19 protein-coding genes are annotated in these 19777 nt (G+C 49.3%); all 19 read right to left on the minus strand.

Annotated elements, in window-relative coordinates:
• Positions 1-48: 48 nt before the first annotated feature.
• A complete protein-coding gene (locus BN1360_RS02785) occupies positions 49-1983 on the minus strand; it encodes a heavy metal translocating P-type ATPase (RefSeq protein ID WP_068778390.1) in 1935 nt (644 codons plus the stop codon).
• A gap of 318 nt (positions 1984-2301) precedes the next feature.
• On the minus strand, positions 2302-3066 hold the full coding sequence (locus BN1360_RS02790; RefSeq protein WP_068778391.1) for an ABC transporter ATP-binding protein: 765 nt from the start codon (positions 3064-3066) through the stop codon (positions 2302-2304).
• A 1-nt stretch (position 3067) separates the two neighbouring features.
• Positions 3068-4690 (minus strand): ATP-binding cassette domain-containing protein, encoded by a 1623-nt coding sequence (locus BN1360_RS02795; protein WP_069188273.1) that lies wholly within the window; start codon positions 4688-4690, stop codon positions 3068-3070.
• Positions 4687-5682, minus strand: a complete 996-nt coding sequence (locus tag BN1360_RS02800) for an ABC transporter permease (protein WP_068778392.1) — start codon at positions 5680-5682, stop codon at positions 4687-4689. The genes BN1360_RS02795 and BN1360_RS02800 overlap by 4 nt, the downstream gene beginning before the upstream one ends.
• The gene (locus BN1360_RS02805; RefSeq protein ID WP_068778393.1) at positions 5669-7315 is read right to left on the minus strand and encodes an ABC transporter substrate-binding protein; all 1647 of its coding nucleotides are present in this window, start codon (positions 7313-7315) and stop codon (positions 5669-5671) included. The genes BN1360_RS02800 and BN1360_RS02805 overlap by 14 nt, the downstream gene beginning before the upstream one ends.
• Before the next feature lie 26 nt (positions 7316-7341).
• The gene (locus BN1360_RS02810; protein WP_068778394.1) at positions 7342-7947 is read right to left on the minus strand and encodes a hypothetical protein; all 606 of its coding nucleotides are present in this window, start codon (positions 7945-7947) and stop codon (positions 7342-7344) included.
• Positions 7944-8597: a phosphate starvation-inducible protein PhoH gene (locus tag BN1360_RS02815; RefSeq protein ID WP_068778395.1), complete on the minus strand. Its 654-nt coding sequence runs from the start codon at positions 8595-8597 to the stop codon at positions 7944-7946. The genes BN1360_RS02810 and BN1360_RS02815 overlap by 4 nt, the downstream gene beginning before the upstream one ends.
• Positions 8594-9118: a hypothetical protein gene (locus tag BN1360_RS02820; protein WP_068778396.1), complete on the minus strand. Its 525-nt coding sequence runs from the start codon at positions 9116-9118 to the stop codon at positions 8594-8596. The genes BN1360_RS02815 and BN1360_RS02820 overlap by 4 nt, the downstream gene beginning before the upstream one ends.
• A 275-nt stretch (positions 9119-9393) precedes the next feature.
• Entirely contained in the window at positions 9394-9735 is a 342-nt protein-coding gene (locus BN1360_RS02825) for a cupin domain-containing protein (protein ID WP_068778397.1), read from the minus strand.
• Positions 9736-9932: 197 nt separating this feature from the next.
• The gene (locus BN1360_RS02830; protein ID WP_068778398.1) at positions 9933-11225 is read right to left on the minus strand and encodes a homocysteine synthase; all 1293 of its coding nucleotides are present in this window, start codon (positions 11223-11225) and stop codon (positions 9933-9935) included.
• 181 nt (positions 11226-11406) lie between these two features.
• Positions 11407-12267, minus strand: coding sequence for an ATP-binding cassette domain-containing protein (locus BN1360_RS02835; protein ID WP_068778399.1), 861 nt, complete (start codon positions 12265-12267; stop codon positions 11407-11409).
• Positions 12254-13117, minus strand: coding sequence for a hypothetical protein (locus BN1360_RS02840; RefSeq protein WP_068778400.1), 864 nt, complete (start codon positions 13115-13117; stop codon positions 12254-12256). The genes BN1360_RS02835 and BN1360_RS02840 overlap by 14 nt, the downstream gene beginning before the upstream one ends.
• On the minus strand, positions 13101-13718 hold the full coding sequence (locus BN1360_RS02845; protein ID WP_069188274.1) for an RNA polymerase sigma factor: 618 nt from the start codon (positions 13716-13718) through the stop codon (positions 13101-13103). Before BN1360_RS02845 ends, BN1360_RS02840 begins: the two co-directional genes overlap by 17 nt.
• Positions 13719-13746: 28 nt before the next feature.
• A complete protein-coding gene (locus BN1360_RS02850; RefSeq protein ID WP_068778401.1) occupies positions 13747-14469 on the minus strand; it encodes a hypothetical protein in 723 nt (240 codons plus the stop codon).
• Positions 14466-16616, minus strand: a complete 2151-nt coding sequence (locus tag BN1360_RS02855; protein WP_068778402.1) for an ABC transporter permease/M1 family aminopeptidase — start codon at positions 16614-16616, stop codon at positions 14466-14468. Before BN1360_RS02855 ends, BN1360_RS02850 begins: the two co-directional genes overlap by 4 nt.
• Positions 16609-17562 carry an ABC transporter ATP-binding protein gene (locus BN1360_RS02860; RefSeq protein ID WP_082789910.1) on the minus strand — a complete coding sequence of 318 codons (954 nt, stop codon included), beginning with the start codon at positions 17560-17562 and terminating at the stop codon, positions 16609-16611. The genes BN1360_RS02855 and BN1360_RS02860 overlap by 8 nt, the downstream gene beginning before the upstream one ends.
• A gap of 524 nt (positions 17563-18086) precedes the next feature.
• Positions 18087-18668, minus strand: coding sequence for a peptide deformylase (def, locus tag BN1360_RS02865; protein ID WP_068778403.1), 582 nt, complete (start codon positions 18666-18668; stop codon positions 18087-18089).
• Between the two features lie 120 nt (positions 18669-18788).
• Entirely contained in the window at positions 18789-19046 is a 258-nt protein-coding gene (locus tag BN1360_RS02870; RefSeq protein ID WP_082789911.1) for a YqkE family protein, read from the minus strand.
• A gap of 55 nt (positions 19047-19101) precedes the next feature.
• Positions 19102-19677 carry a TetR/AcrR family transcriptional regulator gene (locus BN1360_RS02875; protein ID WP_068778405.1) on the minus strand — a complete coding sequence of 192 codons (576 nt, stop codon included), beginning with the start codon at positions 19675-19677 and terminating at the stop codon, positions 19102-19104.
• Positions 19678-19777: the final 100 nt, after the last annotated feature.

The raw sequence follows: 19777 nt of genomic DNA on the forward strand, positions 1-19777 counted from the left end.
AAATGAAGAAATGATGAATGGCGTTCATTTCCTGTGTCCTCCCTCCTGTTATCGCAGCAGACGCAACCCATTCAGAATAACCAGAATCGTACTTCCCTCATGACCCACGACGCCAAGTGGAAGAGCGATACCTTGCACAAAATTGCTCACGACCAAGGTAAGAATCACACAGGCCGCAAACACCAGATTTTGTCTGACAATCCGCTTGGTGCGGCGTGCCAGGGAGAACGTATCGGCAATGCGCTCAAGATTATCATTCATCAGCACAACGTCTGCGATTTCCAGCGCTGCGCCGCTGCCTCCTCCCCCCATCGCGATCCCGACTGTAGCTGCAGCCAGCGCAGGGGCATCGTTGACTCCATCGCCAACCATAACGACATGGCCATATTTTTTTCTAAGCTCGGAGACATGAGATACCTTATCTTGAGGCAAAAGATCACCGGAGATATAATCAACGCCGGCTTCATTGGCAATGGCTTGGGCGGTTGCACTCCGGTCCCCGGTTAACATTGCGGTGGCAATACCCAGCTCCCGCAGCTTGCGGATTGTCTCCTTCGCCTGCGGACGGATATTATCGCGCAAGGCAATCAGTGCAATATATTCCCCGTCGCATTGAACCATCGATACCGTATTCCCCGTTTCCGTTAAAGCTTGCATCTGATAACGAAGCTCAGCTGGCAACCCCTCCGCATCCGCTTCGGCCTTGCCGATCCTCCATTTATGGCCTTCAACCAGAGCCTCGATCCCCCAGCCGGGCAAGTCCTGAAGCTCGTCTGCAGCTCTAAGCGCAACCCCCTCATCCATGGCCTTGCGTACGATAGCACGGGCAAGCGGATGCTGGGACAGACTCTCTGCCGCCGCACATGCCGCCAGCACGGTCAAGCGGTCATAGCCCTCCAAGACGACCAGGTCCGTGACCTCTGGCGAGCCTGAGGTTAATGTTCCTGTCTTATCAAAAGCAACGACCTTCGCTTCGCTAAGCAAATCCATATGCGCGGCCCCCTTGAACAGAACGCCCTTCCTGGCGCTCTTGGACATCGCCGATAATGTGGCGGGCATCACAGAAGCGACGACCGCACATGGGGAAGCGACAACAAGGAATACCATCGCCTTATAGAAGGCCTGGGACCAGGTCCACCCCAATATCATTGGAGTGAACACAATCAGCAATATCGTAATAGCTACAACCGATTTGGCGTATATCCCTTCCAGCTTCTTGATAAAGCGCTGGGAAGCGGGAGTTTCATGCTGGGCCTGCTCCACCATCGCAATAATCTTCGAGAATAAAGTGCCTTCTGCCGGGCTAGTCACTTCAACATACAATGCGCCCTGACCGTTTAGAGTACCCGCATACACCTCATCGCCCATCCCCTTATCCACTGGAATCGATTCTCCTGTGATCGTTGATTGGTTCACGGAGGAGCCGCCGCTCTGTACGACCCCATCCGCAGGAATTACCTCCCCCGGCTTCACTAGCAACAGATCACCCACAACCAGTTCCCCAACCGCTACTATGGAGATGCCATCTCCATCCACCTTTAGCGCGGTCTCCGGTCTTAAGGCGATCAAGGCCGAGATATCCTTCATGCTCCGCTCGCTTGCGAATGACTCTAATGCACCGCTAAGCGCAAAGATGAAGATGAGCATCGCCCCTTCGTTCCAATAGCCGATGGAAGCCGCTCCAAGCGCAGCCGCGATCATCAGCAGATTCACATCAAGGTCGCGCTCCTTAACAAGCGTCTCTATTCCCTCCCGCGCCTTAATATAGCCTCCAACGGCATAAGCAGCAATGTACAGAATGATCGACAGCACATGTGACCAGTTTCCAATTCCCCAGGCCAGCAACATCAGCGCCCCGCTGCTGATGGCAAACACCATTTCCTTGTGTTTAAGCAGATGTATCAAATTCATGCGCGGCTTTTGGTGCGGGGTCGGCTGATTAGCAGAACTAACCGCAGAGTTAGATTTTTGTATGGCTTGCATGTTTTTCTCCTCCTTAAATCAAAAGCTAATTGAGAATGAATACTATTGTTAATGCCCTTAAAATGGCACATGCTGCTCCGGGAAGATCCCGGAGCAGCATGTAATTGAGAATGATAATCATTTTTGCAGTTGTACAATTATTTTTCCTTGACGAAACTTTTCTTTAATTTTAAACCATTATTAAACATTTGTAAATACGGGTTGAAATATTTTCCATGGCACTTTGCGTTGTTTCTGTGAAGTATGGATACGTTTGGTACGATGAAACCTGTACCCGACGCAAAAAAACCGGCCCATAAAAGGCCGGTTTTCCATACGCTATACATAAAAGCATGCCTTAATCAAATCCCGGGTATAGGTGTTTTGCGAGTTGCTGAGAACCCGCTCAACAGTCCCCTCCTCAACGATTGTCCCCGCCTTCATCACGGCCATCCGGTCGGCAAAGCCGCTTATACTCTCCAACCGATGCGTAATATACAGTATCGCCATCTGGTGTTCATCTTTCAGAGACCGGAGCAGATTGAGTATTTCCTCTTCGGTAGAAGGATCGAGCGCGGAGGTAATCTCATCGGCAATAAGCAAACTTGGCGCCATCATTAAGGCCCTGGCAATCGCAATCCGCTGTTTCTGACCGCCGGAGCATTCAGAAGGGCTTTTCTCCATCAGAGAAAGTGGAAGCTTAACCCGTTCCAATAGTTCCGCAGCCATTATTCCTGCCTCTGCACGCGAGACTTGCTGAAGTACGAGCGGTTCACTGACGATATCTTTAACCTTCCAATAAGGATTTAACGAGCGATCGGGGTTTTGGAAGATCATCTGTACTTTCCAAGGGGACATCCTTTTCCTCGTCCTGCTCCGCCCCTTCCCCCAATTAAGACAAGCTTCCTCCTGCCAGACAATCGAACCGCTAGTGGGCTGGTGCAGGCCGATCACGATTTCAGCCAATGTTGATTTCCCCGACCCACTCTCTCCGACCAGAGCAAAAATCTCATTCTTTTGCAATGTCAGTGAGACATTTTGCACTGCTGTCTGGGCTTGATCCCCTCGACCAAACTCTTTGCTGATCTGCACAATATTCAGCATCTCACCACTCCTCTACCCATACAGTCCGCTCCTGCCCGGATGGTTTGCCGGATTGTCCATACCGCTCCGTATATTGAAGCTTCTCCCTTTCATCCGCAATCCGCCCCTCTCGCAGCAGTATAATCTCATCCGCCATATGAAGAGCTGCGGAGATATCATGCGTAATGAACAATAGGGTCATCTGGTGTTCCCGTACTTTCCGGGACAACAGTTCCAGCACTTCACGCTTCGTAATCGGATCAAGCGCCCCTGTGGGTTCATCGGCGATTAACACCTTCGGGTGATTCACCAGAGCGAGCGCGATCAATGCGCGGCTTAGCATACCGCCGCTCAATTCATGCGGATATTGCTTCAGGACCTGCTCATCCAGATGAACTTCACGCAGAACGCTGGCCGCTGCGCATCGTTTTTCTTCCATCGTCTTGTGAAGCAGCATCGTTTCGTAAAACTGAGCACCTATGGTTAATAGCGGATCGAAGCTGGATCTCGGGTCTTGAAATATAAAAGCGGCATCCAGCCAACGCTGCAAGGCTGTCCCTTGTTCCTGATACACAGGTTTGCCGGCAATGGCAATTTCTCCTGTTACAGCTTCCGGGGGCATTAACCCATATAAGGTGCGGGCCAATGTGGTTTTTCCTGATCCGGATTCGCCGATCAAAGCCGTGACTTCCCCTGACGCCACCTCAAAGGAGAGCGAATGAATCACGGTACGCTTGCCATAACAGACGCTCAAATTCTGAACATCAATAGCCGCAGTCCTTTCAACCTCGCCGTCAGTTTCCACGCTTGCCAACACGATGCTCTTTTTCTTGCGCAACGATACTTCAGCTGCCCCAGACTTAACTTGGCCAGATTCCCCAAGCAAGGCCAGCGCAATCGTCACGACTAAAATTGCCAGTGCCGGAGGGAGCACCGTCCACTGCCATGAAGCCGTCATGAATGTCTCGCTTTGTGAAAAAGCATGCTGCAGCATCTTCCCCCATGAGGGAACATTCGGATTGCCGATTCCCAGAAAAGACAAGCTGGCCTCCATCGCCACCGCCGTTTTGAAAGACACGATAAACTTGGTTCGAATAAGCGGCCAGATAAAAGGAAGCAGATGCTTGCGTATTATATACAAGCTTCCTCCTTGATACAGCTGTGCCGCCTTTACGAACTCCCGTTCCTTAAGCGACAGAACTGAAGCTCGTATAAGCTTCATATATCCCGGCCAGGTCAGCAGGCCCAGGGTGAGAATCAACTGCCAGGTTCCTCCGCCCGTAAAGGAAGCCACAATCAGAATCAGCAGCAAGGAAGGAAGCACCATCAGCATATTGGCAGCAGCATTCAAAACGGTATCCATCCGCGAAGAATAACCCGCAATCAGCCCCAAACTGGTACTCAGGAATGTGCTTATCAAAGTGACCATCGCACCGATCAACAAGGTCGTCCGTGCTCCATATACAAATTGGGTAAACAAATCCTGTCCGATGGTATTGGTCCCAAGCCAGTGTGAGGCCGAAGGAGCCATCAATCTCTCCCCATCAATAGAGAAGGGCGAATCATGGGCGATTAACGGACCAAATACCGCAGCCATAATAAACAGGCCTAGACCACATAGGGCCATTTTTTGCGCTAATCTCATGAATGCTCCCCCCTCTGTTCCACACGAATACGAGGATCAAGATATGGGTAGATCAGCTCGGCAAGCATATTCAGTAACAGCACAACCACGGTTAGCATTAAGAACAATCCGTGAAGTAATGGGTAATCCCTCGCTAATATAGCCTCCTGAAGCAGCTTGCCTATGCCCGGATAGGAAAATACCGTCTCAACGAGCACCGACCCGGCAAGCAAACCACCGATGCGGATGGCAATCATGGTCAACAGTGGTAGCGCGCTATTACGAGCAATGTGACGCATCAGCACCGCTCGTCCGCCGATTCCTTTGGCCGCGGCAAACTCGATGAACGGCTCATTACGAATCCGTATGGCTTCATTGCGCATAAGCAGGTACATACTGGCCAGACTGCTTATCGTAAGCGTAATGACCGGCAAGATCATATGCTTGACCAGATCCAATGCGTGATCAAGCCACTGGTCCGATCTTAAGAAGGCCGTCTCCGCCCCGCCTAGAGGAAGCCATTTCAAGTTCACTGCAAACAAAATCAGCAATACCATCCCAATAATAAATTCCGGAATAGCACTAAAACCCAGCATGGATAAAAATAAACCCCGGTCTATTTTCCCAGGATACCGCCACGCCGATATCAACCCGGAGAGCATCCCAATCAAAATCGACAGGATCGTGGCCGCCCCAACAATCGTCAGTGTCCATGGCAAACGGACAAGAATCACGTCAAATACGGGTGCCTTATACGTGATAGACAATCCAAAATCCAGCGTAACCATACCTTTCATATAGGAGAGAAATTGTTCCCCTAATGAATCGTTAAGATGGTAATATTCAAGCATTGCTGCTCTTTGCGCTTCCGAGACGAAAATTGCGCCGTCCTCGGAGCCTCCGGTCAGGAAATCCGCCGGCCCCCCTGGCAGCAGTCGGGGAAGCCAGAAATTAAGCAAAAGGACAAATAAAAGCACTCCCAGGTAGGTATAGAGATGTTTACTTCTTGGCATCGATCAAGAACACCTTATTGTCCCATAGCGGGATTCCATCAGCGATGCCTCCGTACGTGTTCGACCAGCCATTATATACTTTAGGGTTATACATGTAGTAGAACGGTCGATGATACAACACTAAAGTCGGCAATTCATCCGCCAGGATATCCTGCATTTTCCCAACCAGTTCTTTCCGTTTATCTGGATCCAGCTCCTGCATTTGCTCGATGGCCAGCTTTTGGAAATCGCTATTGTTCCAGGTTTTCCCCCGTGCCGCATAGGCATTGCTGGCTTCTCCAAGGAACCACAGCCGCAAATAATCGGGATCTCCACTCAGTCCAATATGCCCGGTAATCGCCATATCGTATTTATTCTCACCCATAGCCGCGGTAAAGGCAGCTGGATCGACCTGCTGAATATTAAGTTGAACTCCAACCTTTTTAAGCATTTCTTGCATAATCAACGCCTCTTGAGAAGTAGAAGATACCATGACATTCAGCTTCAGTGTCTCTCGGATCCCTGCGGCATTTTTAGCATAGCCCAGTTCATCAAGCATCTGATTGGCCTTGTCCGGATTGTATTCATATTGCTTCACAGACGGGTTATACCAAGGCGAGTCAGGTGGAATAATCCCCGCATTTCCCACCATAGGTTCGCCGCCGGTTAGTTTACTGGCCATCTCTGAGCGATCCAGGGCGTAGGTGATCGCTTGACGCAGACGCTTATCGCCCAGCTGCGGATGCTCCAAGTTAAAGGTAATGCGCAGCGCGCTACCTGTTGGCTCACTCTTGATCGACTCGAAGCCTTGCTTCTGCAAATCTTCTACTTCCGGATAACTCATCGTAAGACCGCCGTCGATTTCATCGTTTTGCAAAGCAAGCGCTTTGTTAGCCGCGTTCAAATACTGAATTTCCTTTACTTTCACTTTCCCCTTGAAATAATCCGGATTAGCCTCAAACAAATATTGCCCGGATTTCTCGTCATATTCCTTCAAAGTATAAGGTCCTGTACCTACTAACGCATCCGAAGCACGATATTCAACAGGCTTGTCCACATGCTCCCATACATGTTTTGGAATAATCGGGACAATCCCTACCAGATCGCTCAAGAATGGCGCATACTTATTTTTCAGTTTAAAGACGACGCTGTCCTCTCCCATTTTTGTAACGGATTCGATTTGTTCAATGTCTCCCGTCCAGTTAAACGGATGCGTCTTGTAATAATTGAAGCTGAATACTACATCTTCTGCGGTGAACGATTGTCCATCATGCCATTTCACACCCGACTCCAGCTTGAAGGTATAGGATAATCCGTCTTCGGAAATGCTCCAGGATTTGGCCAGCCACGGAATAATTCCGGATGCATCCTTCCAGGTTAGCGTATCAAACAGAAAAGAGTTGTGAAGAAAACCGCCAGGGCCGGTTGGAGAAAAGGCAAACGGGGACGGATAACCGCTATCGCTCCAGGCGATGCGAACAAGCTCCGTCTGACCCGCCTCGGCTTCCGGCTTGGAAGCCGCTGTCTGAGACGCTGAGTCTCCCTTATTTCCTGAAGGTGACGCAGTACTGTCGTTACTATTACCGCAAGCAGATAATACCAAAGCAAAACATACTATACTTAAGAGGACCGAAGTCTTGATTCGAGATAACATTCTATGATTTCCCCCAAATGATTTCATTAGATTTTCCCTTCCGTCAGCCAGGGCAAAAATCCGCTCAAAAACCGCTCTGTTGCCGGCATGAAATATGATCCATAGTGATACTCCGGATCTAATGTGGTCATGATGAGCGTCCCCGCCGTGCTTTCTTTATCGATATATAGAATAGCCCCGTCATTCTCAACAGCAATTAGCGTCTGAACACCTTGCGGTGGAAAAAACACGCCATGATAATGCCAGGTGGCGTCCTCCAAGCTGATATACCGGAACAGATCATGCTCCGGCTTCGTCACAACAAGCCCGCTCTTCGCGCCCGGCTCCAGCCACCACCAGAAGTTGGTTGGTCTGAACTCCCAGTTATGATTGGGGAACCATTCCTGCGACTGGGCTCCTAAAGCAACAACCGTGCCTCCGCCCTCCACAAATTTTATGATGTATTCCAGAAAACTCGTAACCTGGGGCTGATTGAGCTGCGAAGGAACGATCAACACATCGATTCCCTGCAAAGAGGTTTGCGGCAGTTCGGGCAAATAAATGACTTGATGTATATAACGACTAAACGCAGATGATTTGAACGTGCGGTATTGGTGAGAACTCCCGCTGTACAGCACCGCTATTTTCCTCATATCTCTGAACTCCTTGTTGTCATTTGCTCATACTCTTCATATAGCCATTTAATAAGTTGAGCACCGATCCGGCCGGACGTATTCCTCGAATGCGTATAGCCAAGCAAATTATTGCCGGAATGGACTAGGATCGTTCCCTTCGTACTATGCCGGTCAATATAGGTGATAGGTTCGCCGCCGGGCAAGGTCAGCAGCACTTCCGCATGAGGTGGAATCGGATGATGTCCGCGGGCAAAAAATCCGGATACCCCTTTGTTATAGGTCAGATCATCGGGATTCACCCCTTCAAAAATAGAATGCAGCCCGGTCAGAGTAACGGTATAGTCTCGATGATCCCGGATCGTCTTGGGCACAAATAACGAGCCTCCAGGAAGCCAGGGAAGAAACAAATTCCCGCTGAACACCAATATATTACCTTGATCCAGAAATTCCCCAATTAGCCCGCTATGCTGGTTCATCAGCTCCTGATCCACATAGTTATCGATAACCAGGAACTTGTGAGCGGATAAATCATAGTCCGGCAAACTGTACATATCCAGCACCGAGATCCCCAGGTCCTGCCGAAGCGCGGTCGCAGTCTGAGTACTAAAATACGTCCCGGAATTCAGCAGCAGTAGATCAGTCGGATTCTTCAAATCACCAGCGTTCATTGGAGCCTCCTTATGTACAGCAGCTCATGCTGCGGTAACGCCAACGCACGCTCACAACATTGCTCTTTTAATTGTCGGTTTGCCTCAGCGTCGGATTCAGTCATCGTCCCTTCGCGCCCTTTTTTCAGGTACTCATAAAAAACAGGCGGAAGAAAATCTTCCTTAAGCGTTACTTCTACCGCAGCCCCTTTATGACTCGATATCACAAAAGAGTATGATTGGGAACGATAGGGATCGTACTGCCCACGCGGATAGTTCGTGTCCACCCTGTAGGCTTGACGCGTCACCGCCCGGGTGACAAATTCATATACATCGCGAAAGCCTGGTCCGCCATGCCCCGATAAGATCGATATATCCTCACGATCCGGAACTTTGTCCCGATATAATTCAGCAAATGCTGCCTGCAGAACTCTAAAACCTACAGCCAAAGCCATCAAAGCAGCGCTGCCATGATATTTGCGCACTTCCGAAAAATGAATCTCCATCACTTCATGAAGATCACGGATATGAATGACTGACATCGAAGCTCCCCTTTTCAGCATTTATTTAAAAACATAACTATCATAATTTAATTGATAATGATTATCAATATCAACTATGTTTGTTCACACTACTGTCAATTTTAAAATACGCTATTTTTGAGCCTACCTGATTGTACTTATTTGGAGTGACTGCCCCTGGAGATAGAGTCACTATAGGCGGAAAAATAAAAAAAGGAGATGCTCACAGCATCCCCGTTCTAAAAACCTATATATTCGTCGTATATTTGTACACTAGTGATTCCAGATCCCTTACATCATACTTCTTGCGCGTATCGCTCATCCGGAATCGAGCTAAGCAAGACGTAAAGGCTTGTAGGCTCAGTTCCCGTGCAGCTGAAGGAAAAGACTTCTTCCCCCTCGCAGCGAACCACATCGCCTATAGAGACAGCCGTATCCTGTCCATCTGTCGTAACAACGCCTTCACCTTGCAGAACTGTCAAATACACAACCGCCCCTGGATGACGATGGGCAGGAAGCTGCTGCCCAGGCATAAAGTTCAGTACAAATATCAGGCTCTGCTGCTCCTTGAATAAGATCCTCTTCGTAAACTTCTCATTGCTATATTCAATACGTTCTTTCAACGCGATTTTTTCCATATGGCTTCCACTCCTATCCGGCAAATTGTAGGATATCTCCTCCTCTCTATCGTAGGCCGTAAACCAGGCCAAGATTGTGATCCAATGCACATCTTTTTTGACATCTATGAAAACGGACAGTGACTCATGTATTCGGGACACAAGCAAAGCCGCTATCGCAAAGTCCGATAGCGGCTATTTTACGGAATGATTTAAGATTAGTTCTGGCTTGCAGCAATCGCCTGCTCCAAATCATAAAGTATATCATCAATAGACTCGGTACCGATCGATAGACGGATAAGCCCAGGAGTAACGCCTGCCGCTGCCTGTTCCTTCTCTGTTAGCTGCAGATGTGTTGTGCTTGCCGGATGGATGATCAGGGACTTGGAATCGCCGACATTGGCCAAGTGAGAGAATAGCTTCACACTATCGATCAGCTTCTTGCCTGCTTCCATACCGCCCTTGATTCCGAAGGTCATAATCGCACCTTGCCCCTTAGGCAAATACTTCTTCGCCAGCTCATAGGACTCATGGCTTGGCAGACCCGGATAGCTGACCCATTCCACCTGGTTATGATCTTCCAGGAATTGAGCTACCTTCAGTGCATTCTGGCTATGACGCTCTACGCGCAGATGCAGCGTCTCCAACCCTTGCAGCAGCAGCCACGCATTGAACGGAGACAAGGATGCGCCAAGGTCACGCAGCAATTGGACACGCGCTTTGGTAATATAGGCGGCAGGACCAAGTGCATCAGCATAGACGATGCCGTTGTAGCTTGGGTCCGGCTCAGTCAGGCCCGGGAACTTGCCGCTTGCTTTCCAGTCGAATTTGCCGCTATCTACGATAACTCCCCCGATGGAGGTACCATGACCACCGATAAACTTCGTGGCCGAATGGACTACGATATCCGCACCAAAATCGATAGGACGGAGCAAATACGGACTTGGGAATGTGTTATCCACGATTAATGGAATTCCATTCTCATGAGCGATGGCAGCAACCGCTTCGATATCCAGCACATCGCATTTCGGATTGCCCAGCGTCTCGGCATACAGCGCCTTGGTCTTATCCGTAATTGCCGCGCGGAAGTTCTCAGGATTGGAAGCATCGACGAACTTCACCTTGATGCCCAGCTTGGCTAATGTAGTTGAGAACAGGTTGTAAGTACCGCCATATAGAGTTGCAGACGATACAATCTCATCCCCGGCACCGGCGATATTCAGAATCGAGAATGTAATCGCCGCTTGGCCTGACGCCGTAGATAATGCGCCAATCCCGCCCTCTAGCTCAGCTACACGCTTCTCGAATACATCATTCGTCGGGTTCATAATACGGGTATAGATATTGCCGAATTCCTTCAGACCGAACAAATTGGCGGCATGCTCCGTATCACGGAACCCGTAGGAAGTAGTTTGGTACAGAGGTACTGCCCGGGAATAGGTCGTTGGATCAAGTTCTTGCCCGGCATGAATCGCTAAGGTTTCAGGTGCAAATTTACGCTCATCAGACATGGAAATTCCTCCTTTTTGAATACGAAATTAAAAAAATCACATAAAATGTTTTTCATATTCTCTCACATAATTTCTCATTTGAAAACTATAAATCCGATAAATTTTATATGGATTATTAAAAAAAGGGCACCGAAGCTCGGCCACCCTTTGTTTTTTTGATGAAAATATTTATTTTATCTGCTTACCTGCTCCTCGTGAATTTGCGAATGAAATAAGCGTCCTCCATCGTAGGGGAGACTTCATTCCAGCCGTGAAACGGCGCTTCTGCAGCTACAACCCGCAGGACCATCATCCCATGGTCGACCTCGCGAAACTCTATGATGCTGCGATCTGACGTAAAATAGAACTGGAACTGATCCTTCGTTAATCGGCCCTGCCATACTTTATACGGCAAATCGGATAGCCATTTCTCTTGATTTCCATAAAATCCGGCTTGACCGTGATCCAGCCAGAGCAGTCGATCGCTGGCCGCCTCCCATTCACCCAGCTCATGAACCGCAGCAATAATAGTTCGTCCCTCCGCGTATTTATTCAAATAAGTGATCACCAGCTTGCGCTCCGCGGAATCCATCCCGTTCAAAGGTTCATCCAGGAAGAGAAATTGCGGTGAGGCCAGTAAAGACTGAGCAATGGCAATTCGCCGCTGTATCCCTGCGGACAAACGCTTAATGCGTGTATTCCGGTAAGCCGACAGACGGAAATCTTCAAGCAGAGCTTCGATCCGTTCCAGGTGATACATCCCTTTGAGCTCTCCTAGATACTTCAGCAGCTTATACACGGTCATGTCCTCATACAATTCAATATCGGAGGGGACATAGCCAATCTGACTGCGCAGCAGAGGCAGAGCCTCCTGGGCGGAGCGCCCATCATATTGAACGCTTCCGCCGCGGGGCAACTGCACCGTTGCCAGCAGTTCCAGCAGCGTTGATTTCCCTGCTCCGTTCGCGCCAACGAGCAAAGTAATACCCCGGGCGATCCGCAGTTCATGGATGCGAAGGGAAAATTCTCCTACCTTCTGCTCCAGCCTTTCAATCGCAATCATATGCACCGTTGCCTCCGCCTGCGCCCGAGCGGATAATTCTACTGCGGTAATAGGAACGAACGAGCAGCACTATTCCGATCAGCAGCATAATTCCGTCCAGCACAGATCCGTGCTCTACCTTGAACTGATGGAAGCGGAAGTACTCATTAAATATGAACCACATCACGTATACGGTGCTGGCACAAATGATCCCCATCCTCATACCTCTGCGGAATAGCACATACATGGCAATCCCGCCGATCAGCAGTGAGATTCCAAGCCACTGCAGTAGAAATGGAATGAACGGGATATGATATTCCCCGGCTACGGTAACCCGAATTCCCACAATCGCCGAGCTGATCAGGGCCCAGCTAAGGATGAGTCCCATAATCATTAGCATCCTGCTGTACAGCACCAATGCCGGTGGATACGGGGTTATGCTCTCGACAGCCCGCATCCCCGGGTTCCATGAACGGTAGCTGAACAGCATGCAGGCAATAAGCAGAAGCGGTGTGATAACAGGAAACAGACTGGTCGGTACAATATCAGCAAAAATGAAGCTGCTCAGAGGGCGTTTGGGATCCACCAGCAAAATCAACATCAAGAACACAGCTGATCCTGTTAATACGAGCGTCTTCCAGTTCATAAGGAACTGGCTGCGCAGCAGTCTCCACAAGGAGGGTTCTTCCACCTGCGTATTGAACTGTAGCGACTTGGCCTGACTAGCTCTTAATACGTCGAATTCCGGTTGAAGCGCAGCAATCAGGGCCGCCGTCTCCGCCGGGGATGGCGGTGGCATAACCGCTTGACGAAGCGGTTCGGACAGTTCCTGCTCCAGTTGCTTCAATTCCTGGTCAATGGAAGGTCTCATGCTGAAGCACCTCTCTTTCTTGTTTTTTCTCTGGTTCTCTATATTCCGTTACATGGATCTCTTCACGTTTGGCAAGTATTCGTTTTAATTTACGCAGCGCGCCATACAGGTGCGATTTAACTATACTGAGCGGAATATCCATCAATTCGGATATCTCCTGCAGCTTAAGGTCATGAAAGAAACGCATGCGAACAACCTCTTGCTGGATCTCAGGCAGCCATTCCAGCGATTCGGCAACCACCTGGGCCTGCTCCTGCTTCTCCAACAGCTCATCAGCACTGGGAGACGGATCCGCCTCCTCCGGCAGCTCAAGAGCCGCAGTTTGCTCAGAGCGATAAGAAGCAGTGCGCCAGTAGTCCCGGCATAAATTAAGAGCTACCTTGTACAACCAAGGGCGCAGCTGCTCCAGCTCACCATATCTCTGTAAATGCCGGATCAAGCGGATAAATGTCTCTTGGACGATGTCCTCCGCCTTGCCCCGATCCTTAAGCTGCTGGGCAACATAGCTAAGCAATGGTCCATGATAGCGCGTTACCAGCAGCTCGAATGCTTCCTGATCTCCTTCGGCCATTTGCTGTGCCAGTTGTTGATCGGATATCATTTCTTTCCCCCTCTTCTGCCTATCGCTCCTATTCTTCTTCCCTCCCGATCCATCTCTCCCGATAACCGATTAGCCATAATGCTACAGCCAGCAGCAGCGCTGAGGCCAGTAGCAGAACCAACCGATTGACCGGAAAGGAAGCCTTTTGCGGCAAATAGGCGGTGTACAATGTAAAAGATGACAATAGACTGCCGCCGCTTATTGTATCTAATATCCAAAGCGCAAACCCAGCGATGAGCCCGCCATAAATGCTGCGAAAGACGATAATTCCTGCCATGGTTAACGAAGCCAGCAGCAAGTAGGCCGGCAGGACTTGTATCAGCAGCTCCGGTGGGCTTGCCGCACGGAATACAGCTTTTGCCCCGTTCCAGGGGTACATATACGTACTTATCGCTCCGTTCTTGTATAAATATACGATCATCCACACCAGACTGGCCGGCAGCGATAAAAATACGGCATTCAACCATTTGCGCAGGGCGATGAGCCGAAGCGATACGGGATAGGTGGAGATGATCTCCATCCCCCCGCCACCGATTTCATGCTGGAACATCAGAATCGTAAACATGATTACTAGCGGGAACATCCCCATCTCTGCAATGTAATTCACGGCCCGCGGTTTATCAGGCTGACCGGTAACAATCCCTAATAAATAGGAAATCAACAGAAGAATCGCTAATAAGGCAGCAGGCTGTTTATGCAATCTCCAGTCAAAGCGGGAAGCGCGGCAGAAGTGTTTAAGCGCCAGTTTCATTGGCCCATCACCTTCTTCCACTGCTCCTCCCATGCCGAATAAGGAATCGGATGGCTCTGATTCAACCCGGAGGCTTCTTGACCCGATTCAATCGGAATCTCCAATCCCTGGACATAGAAGTGTTTAAGCAATTTTTTGACCTGATCGTTCTTACCAAGCTTCAGAGCTTTATCAACCTGTTCTCGCATTTGTATCCCGAGTTCCTTCTTATCATTGGCCCAATCTCTCGCATACAACTCCGCTATCATAAACCCGTTGATATTTTTCTCATTATTGAGCAATCCATTCTCCTTATAATACACATACCATAGGAGCGCCCGAAGCTGCATACGGATATCGTCCTGAACATTTTCTATCAAGTAGTCGCCATGCCTTGTACCAACCAGCATCCTGTTGGCTATGATCTGTGACATGTATTCCTGATCCATGCTAATGTAGTTCAGCACATATGCATTGTTTTCCATATCAGAATGATTGTAATCCCGGTATGGAACAAAGAGCAGTTGCTTAACCTTCCCCAGATCGGTAGGCAGCCATGTGCTGAAGTATTGGTTCAATTCATTGATCCTTTGCAGGATCTGCTCCGTCCATCCCTTGTTGTATGGAGTATACACGACATGCAGCGGTGTTGCACCCTGCTCCAGTTCCTCCAATTCGCCGCCGAATAGAGTCACGCCATCATGAACCTCACCGGAATAAACCTGCTCACCGGATTCACGGGTGACCTCATTAAGACTGGTGTAAACCGGCCTCTCAAAACCGCTGAGTGTCAGTTTGAAATCCGATCTAGGGAAATTTATAATCGCAAACGTCGTACCCAGTTCAATACCATTTTGATCCTTCAGGTAAATAGGCTGATCTCCCGGGATTGGATACCAGGCAAGATAACCGGGCAAGAATATATTCTCTCCCTTAACAAAAGCATAATATCTCCCTGTACCATGGAAAGTCTTCGAATAATCCATGACCTTCCCGGCATAACTCATCTCAATCGTCAGCGGACCAGTCACAACCTGGGATAATTCAAGGCTCAGCTTCTCCCCTTGTCGCTTTATCGCTGCCTCCTGACCGTTAACTTTAACTTGCCGAATCTGGAACATACGGTTTAATGTCAAAGGCAGTTCCTTCTTCCCGACCAAATCCTCGGCCGGCAGGTTCATCGTCACCTCAGCTTGCAAAGTATCATCCTTCAGTTTCTGCAGGTGAATATTGTAATCCTTAACTCCATATATCTCAGGTAGTTGGTCATACTGAATATTTTCCAATTTATATAATGATGGGTCTGCCAATCTACTCTTATCCAATGCATTTAGTCCTTGCCAAAGTATAGCATAAGGGACAAATAGGGCTGCCGCGAGCATAACCGAGCAAATGCCCAGTACCCACGTTCGCCTGCGATGCTTGCTTGGGCGGAGCTGCTGCAATACCATCACTCCGACAATGAGCAGCATCAATGTGAAGGCAAGGACAAACCGATGGGAACTATGCAGCCCGTCCCTGGCCAGAACAAGCCCCCATGTATCCGTGTAATTCCCGCTGCCAACAAACAATTGGCTTAGATGAAAAGTACGCAGCATATCCAGACGGAACCGTTCCAAAATAAATATTTCCATAAAGAAGGTGCCAAACATCCATGCGCAGAAGCCAATTAAATAGACGATTCGGTTAGGAATGGTAATCGCCAGCAGCATGGCCAGTGCTAAAGTGACCGCATAAGACACTTCAAAGTTCGCAGTGAAGAACATCGTATATTGCATCGTGATCTGAGATGTGACCTGCTGCGATGAGAACCAATAATAAATTGCGCCAGCCAGCACGGTAAAGCTCGTAAAATAAAGCAATGCAGCCAAATATTTCGCCGAAATAATCGTTCCATATGACACCGGTAATCCGGCGCTCCATTCATAGGAGGGTCGTCTAACATCCCTACGGATCGTCAGGATGCCAAGCAGCATGACAAGACCCAGGGTCATGGTATGAAGCATCGAATAATAACTGTAGGCTTCTGAGAACAATTGGTCCGCAGGTTTGATTCGGCTTAGACTCCACCAGAGTAAGGCGCCAAACAGGAGAGGCAGCGCCAGTATAGACGGTCGGCGCAAAATCATGTCCAGCTCAAAGCGGAATTGACGCAGCCATTTATGCATCGGAAGTAGCCCCTCTCTGCCCCAATTCCCCATTACTAAGCAATGCCAAATAACCGTCCTCCAGTGTCGGGCTAACCAGCTTCATTTGAGAATTTACGTTAGGACTGTCAGCAATGATCTTGCAGAGCATTCCTTCCTCCGTCCGACGCGTCGAGACTACGGACAAGGGGTCCAGCATCGCATACTCCTGTTCAGTTAATACCCCTTCCCATACTCTGCCTTGTCCTAAGGCTTGCAAATCAGCCAGTTCGCCTGACATTCGCACTCTCCCCTGGTCGAGCACGGCGATCTGACGGCAATTGCTCTCAATATCCGCAACAATATGCGTTGACAGCAATACGACACGTCCCAAGCTGAATCTCGTAAGCAGATTGCGGAAGCGAACCCGTTCTTCCGGATCGAGACCGGCCGTCGGCTCGTCAACGATAAGCACCTGCGGTGAACCGATCAGGGCTTGAGCAATGCCAAGTCTGCGCTTCATCCCACCGGAATAAGTACGGATCTTCTTCCGGGCTTTATCCTGGAGGTTCAACTGCTCCAACAGCTTATCAATCTCCGCCTTACGCTGTCTTTTATCGCTAATCCCCTTCATCGCGGCGACATAGTCCAGAAATTCTGTTCCGGTCAGCTGGGGATAAACCTGAAATTGCTGCGGCAAATAACCGATCATTTTGCGAATATCCTCTGCTTTCTGCAGCGGCACATCGTTGATAAACGCCTCTCCGGACGTAGGCGTGGACAGTGTTGATAAGATTCTCATCAGGGTTGATTTGCCCGCCCCATTCGGCCCAAGCAATCCGACCATACCTTCTGTAATCGTTAAATTCACATCGTGCAGCGCCCAATTTCCACGGTTGGATACTTGAGCCGCAGCGTCTTTGTTTATGTCGCGCGATGCCTTCCAGCTTCCGCCGTATTTTTTGGATAAATGATTGATTTGTATCATGGATTCATCCTCATTCCTTACGTTATTGAAAGTGTGTTCAAAAAGGCCGATCTTCAGCACCAACAAGGATTGATAAATCCGGGGGCTGAGGAGCTTATGTCCTGTGAGAACGTGAAAGGTTTCCGGAGGAAACCCAACTTCAAAAGCATCTGCTTAGACCCGCTAAATTCAAGAATTCGACGTCGAATAAGCTCTCCGTAAGATTTCGGGGTTAGATCTAGAATTTGTAAGTTATCAACGGAGTGGACAAAATTCTGTATTGTAAGAAAACCTGCCCCGTGAATCACGGTCGCTCTACCTTGAATTAGCCTCGAAGGGTATTCTTCTCAAATGCGGACTTTTTGAACTACCACTACTGGACAGACCCGCGCGGTGCATCCATCGTTTCTGTACCTGTAACGTAACTGTGATTCAAAAGGTTGAAATCAACTTTTATATTGTCCGGTTGGTCAATTTCACCAATCGGCTTGGAAAATCAAAAAACCTGCAATTATGCAGGTTTCAACGTATAAGGTAAGTATATTTTAGTATAGGCTCTCGATCGGAACGCCTTCCGGCAGTTTGAACGGGTTCTCTTTGTTAATATGATCATAGAACATAATACCGTTAAGATGATCTAATTCATGCTGCATTACGATTGCATCGAAGCCTTTGAAGCGCAGCTTCACCTCTTTGCCTTCCGCGTTATAAGCTCTTACCGTGACCTTCTCGTACCTCGGTACGAAGCCCTGAACCGCCCGATCTACCGATAAGCAGCCCTCGCTCTCCGGCAAATAAACCATCGATACAGAAGTGCTCACAATCTTCGGGTTGAAAAGAGCGACCTCGCGATCATTTCCCTCGTCATCCGTAAGCAGAGCCGCAAACATTCGTTTGTTCAAACCGATCTGATTGGCGGACAGGCCGACACCGGCCCGCAGCTTGTATTTCTTCGACAGCTCCGGATCCTGGCTGTTCTTCAGAAACAGCATCATCGACGCCATCTCCCCGCGGTCCTCCTCGGTCGGCGGTATACTAACGGGTTCGGTTACGGTTCTGAGAATCGGATCACCCTCCCGAATAATGTCATCCATCGTGATAATATAATCGCTGGTAAATTTACTCATCTTCTTCTCTTGTCCTCCTCAACTTCTGGTAACAGCCTGAAAAGGCACCTCACGGTGCCTTTCATGATGAAAGACCATTTACTCCTATAACTATTCCATATTATGGCCCATGTGTGTTTTTTATTTGTATTTATGCCAATCCATTTCACTCTTATTCAGTAAATATTCAAAATCATTCTCCAATTTCTTGCGTTCAACCCGCTTGACTTCCTCGGCCTGAATTCGCTCTTCTTCCTGGCGCTGCTCTGCCTCCCGCTTCAATTCCGAAGCTTGCGCCTTCAATTTGGAGAGTGTATCTTCATTCAGCAGGTCTTTCAGCGTAGCCGGTTTATCCTGAGATCTAGCTGCAGGCTGCTGCTGCGCTTTCTTCTTCGCCATCATTGATCACCTCTGTTTCATGCCTACGGTAGCATATAGTCAAAAACAAAGTCAACTAGCCTTTATTCACTTGTGCATCCAATCCGGCGAACAATAAATGAAGATTATATTCGAAGCTGTCCTTGACCTCCAGCGGGATTCCAAAGCCTGAGGCCCGCTCCAGAGAAATAAATCCGTGAATTAAACTGCGGAGCCCCCGCACGACATGGATGCCCTGTTCCTCCGGTAATCCGTACGGCTCCAGCATCTCAAGGCTGAGCTGAACGATCTGCTCACTGGCCTGCTGAAGCTCCGTCCCCCGTAGGTTAGGTAGAATCTGCGCTGTCTCGTACAGCCCCGGATGCTCTCTGGCATAACTCATGAAGCCATGTGAGAAGGCCAGAACCGCCTCCTTGCCCGATAATCCTTGAATCTTCTCGGCCAGCTTCGCATACAAATCCTGCAGCGTGTAGACAGCTACCATCGTCCGCAGCTCATCGAGACTGCCGATATGATTGTACAGCGATGGCGGCTTAATCCCGAGCGCTTTGGATACAGCGGCGATGGTCACCGCCTCGCTGCCCTCCGCATCGGCGATTTGAACCGCGGCCAGCAGCACCGCCTCGCGTGTGATTCTCGCTTTGCGCGCCATGCTACATCCGCTCCTTTGCGGATGAGCTGGCCGAGCGCGAGATCGAGCGCTCGGCCTCGCCAATGGCCCGCGCGATCTCAGCCGCGGGCTTCACGATCAT

The sequence above is a fragment of the Paenibacillus sp. GM2 genome, from assembly GCF_900069005.2.
Lineage (GTDB): Bacteria > Bacillota > Bacilli > Paenibacillales > Paenibacillaceae > Fontibacillus.